Source organism: Paracoccus sp. TRP (assembly GCF_000185925.1).
GTDB lineage: Bacteria > Pseudomonadota > Alphaproteobacteria > Rhodobacterales > Rhodobacteraceae > Paracoccus > Paracoccus kondratievae.
Genome location: NZ_AEPN01000087.1, coordinates 1 through 5,099, shown reverse-complemented (window position 1 = coordinate 5,099; position 5,099 = coordinate 1). Strand labels below are relative to the sequence as shown.

General features: G+C 58.7%; 10 protein-coding genes. 3 read left to right on the top strand and 7 right to left on the bottom strand.

Translation table 11 applies throughout. The features are described 5' to 3' along the window. The 6 genes from PARACOCCUSGL_RS0119595 to PARACOCCUSGL_RS21090 form a co-directional block, all read right to left on the bottom strand. Positions 1 to 697 (bottom strand): DEAD/DEAH box helicase (locus PARACOCCUSGL_RS0119595; RefSeq protein ID WP_010400602.1); only part of this gene is annotated, 697 nt, incomplete at its 3' end. After that, positions 690 to 941: a hypothetical protein gene (locus PARACOCCUSGL_RS0119590; RefSeq protein WP_010400601.1), complete on the bottom strand. Its 252-nt coding sequence runs from the start codon at positions 939 to 941 to the stop codon at positions 690 to 692. The genes PARACOCCUSGL_RS0119590 and PARACOCCUSGL_RS0119595, both read right to left, overlap by 8 nt. After that, entirely contained in the window at positions 941 to 1,891 is a 951-nt protein-coding gene (locus tag PARACOCCUSGL_RS21320; RefSeq protein WP_010400600.1) for a hypothetical protein, read from the bottom strand. Before PARACOCCUSGL_RS21320 ends, PARACOCCUSGL_RS0119590 begins: the two co-directional genes overlap by 1 nt. After that, positions 1,888 to 2,247, bottom strand: coding sequence for a DUF1064 domain-containing protein (locus PARACOCCUSGL_RS0119580; protein ID WP_010400599.1), 360 nt, complete (start codon positions 2,245 to 2,247; stop codon positions 1,888 to 1,890). The genes PARACOCCUSGL_RS21320 and PARACOCCUSGL_RS0119580 overlap by 4 nt, the downstream gene beginning before the upstream one ends. Positions 2,248 to 2,326: 79 nt before the next feature. Continuing rightward, a complete protein-coding gene (locus PARACOCCUSGL_RS0119575) occupies positions 2,327 to 2,536 on the bottom strand; it encodes a sigma factor-like helix-turn-helix DNA-binding protein (protein WP_010400598.1) in 210 nt (69 codons plus the stop codon). Beyond that, positions 2,533 to 2,811 (bottom strand): hypothetical protein, encoded by a 279-nt coding sequence (locus PARACOCCUSGL_RS21090; protein ID WP_010400597.1) that lies wholly within the window; start codon positions 2,809 to 2,811, stop codon positions 2,533 to 2,535. Before PARACOCCUSGL_RS21090 ends, PARACOCCUSGL_RS0119575 begins: the two co-directional genes overlap by 4 nt. A gap of 79 nt (positions 2,812 to 2,890) precedes the next feature. Here PARACOCCUSGL_RS21090 and PARACOCCUSGL_RS0119565 point away from each other — a divergent pair, with 79 nt between their 5' ends. After that, entirely contained in the window at positions 2,891 to 3,214 is a 324-nt protein-coding gene (locus PARACOCCUSGL_RS0119565) for a hypothetical protein (protein ID WP_010400596.1), read from the top strand. 296 nt (positions 3,215 to 3,510) lie between these two features. Here PARACOCCUSGL_RS0119565 and PARACOCCUSGL_RS0119560 read toward each other — a convergent pair whose 3' ends face one another. Continuing rightward, on the bottom strand, positions 3,511 to 4,419 hold the full coding sequence (locus PARACOCCUSGL_RS0119560; RefSeq protein ID WP_010400595.1) for a hypothetical protein: 909 nt from the start codon (positions 4,417 to 4,419) through the stop codon (positions 3,511 to 3,513). Positions 4,420 to 4,702: 283 nt separating this feature from the next. Here PARACOCCUSGL_RS0119560 and PARACOCCUSGL_RS0119555 point away from each other — a divergent pair, with 283 nt between their 5' ends. Both PARACOCCUSGL_RS0119555 and PARACOCCUSGL_RS0119550 read left to right on the top strand, forming a co-directional pair. Continuing rightward, complete coding sequence (locus tag PARACOCCUSGL_RS0119555) at positions 4,703 to 4,882, top strand: hypothetical protein (RefSeq protein WP_010400594.1); 180 nt, start codon at positions 4,703 to 4,705, stop codon at positions 4,880 to 4,882. Beyond that, a complete protein-coding gene (locus PARACOCCUSGL_RS0119550) occupies positions 4,879 to 5,088 on the top strand; it encodes a hypothetical protein (RefSeq protein WP_010400592.1) in 210 nt (69 codons plus the stop codon). The genes PARACOCCUSGL_RS0119555 and PARACOCCUSGL_RS0119550 overlap by 4 nt, the downstream gene beginning before the upstream one ends. Positions 5,089 to 5,099: the final 11 nt, after the last annotated feature.

The following is a 5,099-nucleotide window of genomic DNA, read 5'->3' as shown; positions in this document are numbered from 1 at the left end:
CAAAGTGTTCATTGGTCTTGGCAATCCATTCCTGCACGACGTCACCGACGATCTGAATGCCCGCCATCGTGGCGCTGGCGTCCGAGAATTCGCCATAGCTGTTGAGGCCAAGATCGGCATCATCAGGGGACTTGGCGACATAGATCTTCGGCTCGATCAGAAAGCCGTCATTGATAAGCTGGCGCGTCGGGATGACGTTGACCACATCGTCCCAATGCTCCCCCATGCCCTTCGTGAACGGGGTTGCGGTCAGGCCGATTTTCACCGCGTTCGGGTATCGGGCCATGAAGTCCAGCGTGGCTTTATACTGGCAATGCGCCTCGTCCACCACGATCAAGTCCGGGTCGCGCGGTAAGCTGCGCCGGGCCAGAGTCTGGGCAGAGCAAACCTGCACGTTTTCGCGCGGGGTCCAGCGGCTGTTGATCCCCTGAACGATACCGTGCGAAATACCATATTCATCAAAGACGGCGCTCGTCTGATCCACCAGCGCAACACGGTCCACGATGAACAGCGCATAACTGCCCTTGCGATCTGCCTCTTGCAGCAGGTGTGCAGAAGTCAGCGTTTTTCCGGCTCCGGTTCCGGCTACCAGCAGCAGGCGGCGCTTACCGGCCCTGATGCCCTTGCGCAGGTTCTCGATTGCGTCGGCCTGATAGGGGCGAAGGCAGATTTCCTTTGTCGGGGCAAAATTAAACATTCATCACCTCGGCGTAGGCAGCGGCTTCGGCATCGGCACGGCTCATGCCGCCGCAGAATTCCCGGATCGCTGCGCGTTCCTCGAAGTCGTCGTATTCGGGCCAAACCTCACGGATCAGGTCAGCACGGTGATCTTTCACCCACGCGAGCGCCTCGGGTGTCAGACGCCCCTTGCGCAGGGTGATGGTCCACTTGTCGCGGATCACCTCGCCGCCATGGGCGCGTATGCGGTCTAAGATCGCCATCAGAGCGGGATCACCTGATTTTCCGCCTCTTTCTTGAGGCGGGCGATTTCGGCCTTGAGAGCGTTCACCTGCCGTTGCAGGCGGGCGGCATTGGCCTGATGCTCGCGCATACGGCCCTCGGCGGCGTCAGCGCGGCGCTTTTCATTGCCAAGGGCGCGGCCAAGGTTGTCCTGCCGATAGAGCGAGTTTTCAGATTTCAGCGCGGAGATTTCACTACGCAGTTCTGCGATCAGCGCTTTGCGCTCGGCCAGGTCGGCGCGCAGGCCGATGATCTCGTCCACCATGGCATCTGGCGTCAGCTTGCCGATTTCCCGGCGCAGCTTCGCGGTTTCGGGATCAACCTCTGGTTCCGCCGGCGGGATTTCAGCCTCAACTTTTTCCGCGACCCTCTCTGCTTCGGCTTTGGCAGCGGCGGCTTCTTCGGCCTTTTTTTCTGCCTCTTTCCGTTCATCCACGGTTGCGGCCTTTTCAGCAGCAGCGCGGGCTTCGGCTTCTGCCTTAGCCAACGCCTCGGCCTCTTTCCGGGCGGCTTCGGCTTCCTCGCGCTTGCGGGCAGCCTCTGCCTCACGCTCGGCCTTCTGGCGGGCCGCTTCGCGCTCTGCTTCGATCTTCTTCCACTGGTCATGCCACCCGCGCAGGGTGCGGGCCTTGCTGTTGGCGCGGGCCTCGGCCAATTGGTCGGCGTTGGCAGCGGCCCACATGGCGGCGGCGCGTTCGTGATCGTGGATTTCGTGACCGCCAACTTGGCGGAGACCATTTTCAACAACCCACTTCCCGAAATCTTCATCTTTCGGGAACAGCGCCCGCCCTTCATTCAGGGCAGCGCCATAGGCAAGCCAGCCCTCGATGGCGTCGGCCTCGCCCTTCGCTACCTTGTCCAGCGCGATCTGCGCATCACCAGCAAGCGCGGCCAGTCGAACGGCGGTTTCATTGTGCCCGTAGTTGGTCATGTCAGAATGATCTCCACGCCCTGCGATGCGAGAATTGCCCGCTTGAGCTTGAATTCCGGCGTCTGAACGCCCTTAACGTCCTCGATCACGTCCACGCCCTTCGGCACATCGTGATAGGCGAAGTCGGCAACGTAGAATGCCGGTCGGCCAGACGGCACAAACCGCAGCGGCTTGCCGTCAGCACCGCGCAACGGGATGCGCAGCTGCCGTTGCAAATCGCGGATCAGGCCGTTCCGTTGCAGCATTCGCAGGACACCCCAGCGATGGGCCTCCTTCTGGCTGTCGAACCGGACCCCATCCACGATGATGATCTTGTTGCGATACTTGCGGCGTTTCTGATCGACGGCGATGCTCACCTGATCACCTCCGACAGCATCAGACCGCCTAAAGCGGCGTTGACCGGAGCCACAGCGATGAGGGGTGTGGGCCATGTCATCACCCCCTCGCCCATGGATAGGCCGGGCGGACGACGCTTTCAGGCTCGCCGCTCTCGGCCAGATCAGCCACGAGAACGCGGCGCGCGATTGTGCGGACATACTCTTTGGTAATGCCAAGCGAGTCCGCGATGGCTGCAAGCGTCTCACCGGCACAGGCTCGGGAGAGGATCAGCAGATCGCGTTCGTCAGTCTGTCTGGTGATGCTCATGCCACACCCCCTTTGCCCTGACGGGGGCGGGGTTGACGGGAGGGGGTGGCGTTCACATGTCCGCTATTGCGGAGGTTTGTCCGCACTGCAGAAATGAAGGAGCGAACCTTTGCTTCAGTCTCCGGCCAGACCCGGCCATTGCCGCGCAAGCGAGAGACAAGTTCCGAGTTACCGGCAGCACGTTTGCCGAAATAGCTTTCACCCATGCCGGTTTCGGCAAGGAAAGCCTCGATCTCTTGCAGGAATGTGGGGGGTGTCCTAGTCATGTCGGTCATTATATCCTCTTTAGAGGATACAACAAGTGTCTTTTATCGAGGACGTGCAGCGGCATCCGCTTTGGCGGATACTCTGCGCATGGCAAATGATGACTGGAAGCCTCGACTTGACGCGGCGATTGCCGCAGCCGGACTTAGCCACAGGGGGGCGTCATTGAAGGCCCGCCTGGGCGCTGGCTACGTCCACTCCATCCTAGTTGAGGGTAAAGACCCGACAGTCGGGAAACTCATGGCCCTGTGCGAGGCCATCAATGCAAGCCTGCCGTTCATTCTTTATGGCGTCGACGTGACCGCCGAGGATGCAGCGATTCTTCGGAAAATGAAGGAGAGCCCGAGGAAGAGAGATGCGGTTCTTGAACTGCTTGATATCGAGGCTCGCGGAAACGGCTCTCAACTTCCCTAAGGATTTCAGCTTTCTTCTCTGGCGTTAGCCGACTCATGACCTTCAAAAACACTGACAGTCTCATCTCCCCCTCCCTTCCGCGCACTGAACGAAACAAGAACATCATGGGGCCGACTCATCCGCCGATCAAGCGCCCGACTCGGGGTGTCAACAAGAAAGCAGGGGATGAATCTGTGGATATTCTGGGGGTTAGGGGAAGCCGATGCCGTGCGAGTGGGCGGATATGTTGAGGGGCTGGCCGGGCGAGTGATGGGGGCAGAGGAATCCGCTGCCGACCATCACCTCAGCATGCGGCCTCAGTCGCGACCCAATACTCGCGTCAGTTGGTATTCCTGGGGAAAAAAACCGTAAGAGGTGAGTTTTTCAACAACAACGATGTCGCCTCTTATCGTATCCTTACCCCAGATGTCAGACTTATCTACCTCCTTACCTATTCTCAGTTTTATTCTCCTGTCCGACAACGAAGGGATCACCGCCGCCCACCCTGTGTTCTGCTTATCTTTGTCCATTGCGTGGAGTTTGATCTCAACGTCATCTTTCGGGATATATCTTGCCATGTCCTTGTCTTTTATCGGAGACGACGGCGGGATTTCCGCGACAACATCAGAGGGGATCGACACGTTTCCGATAACGACTGGTGACGTTCGTTCAGCGTGCGCGGGTGCGAAAAAGTCGCGAGATTTTCTAACTAATCGCTTAAAAAGCGAAACATCAGAATACCTTGCCTCAAGAATGTCAGTGATTTCCTTCTCCGACTTACCCGTCTCTTGCGCTGTGTATTTTATCAGAGTTTTAAGCTGTTCGCGCACCTTTCCGCCGACAGACCCGACGACAATATCCCTGGCGGCGCTGGCTCCGTAAACAATCACCAAACTGACGAGCAGTCCTAACATTTCACTGGTCGGCTCCGTTACGGCCTGACCGTATATGCGTTCTGCATATGGGGCTATAAACTCGCCCATATGCTCCTGCTGCGCCAGAACGATTGCGGCAATCAGAACCTCCCTCAGTGGACTCTGTTGGGATATCCGCTGAACCCCCACAGAAATCGACTGGATGGCAACATCTGGCAAGAATGACGGCAGTAGCCCTGCCGCCTCTTTGATTGCAGCCTCGGATGCTCGAAGGCCGTCTATGACTTTTGAGACCGGAGTGACGCCGGAAACTTCGTAGGTAATAGAAACTGGTATGCGAATTTCTGTCATGCCTGAAGCATGGCGCGACACTATCTGATTCCGCGAGTCCTTTCTGCAATCTGAGCATCGAACTTCCTGAAATGATCCCGCCCTCACCGGCGGGCTTTTTGCCGCGCCGAAGCCGATCCCCGGCAGGGGGGAGGATAGCACGGGCGAATCGGGAGGGCAAAATATATCCTCTATCGTGGATATTTCCTCTTGCGTATCCGCTATTGAGGATATACCTTCATCTCACAGGCCACGAAGAAGCCCCTGCCGATCTGGCCGCTTAGTGAGAGGAAAAATCCCTGCAATGCACACACCATTTTCCCCGCCCGCCGCCGTTCCCGCCGGACTGATCGCAGAAGTCTGCCTGCGCGATCTGGACCGTGTGGAACGTCTCCGCGCCGCCATGGGCATCAAACTGACCCCTCCGCCGTGGGGCCGCGCCATCACCCTGCCCTCTGCTGAGTATCGGGAGATCGTCCAATGACCGACTTCGACCGCTTTCAACGCCCCGACTACGACGATGGCGGGTCTCTGGCGACCATGATCGTCCTGTCAATCGTAGCGGCCATTTTCCTCGCCATCGGCGTATTCATCGGCTGGCTGGTCTACGCCCCACAGGCCAATGCCCTGCCCGCCCCGTGCGCTGATTATCGCGCCGAATGCGCTGCTGTCATGTCGGAGGGCTGGTGAGATGGCTATCC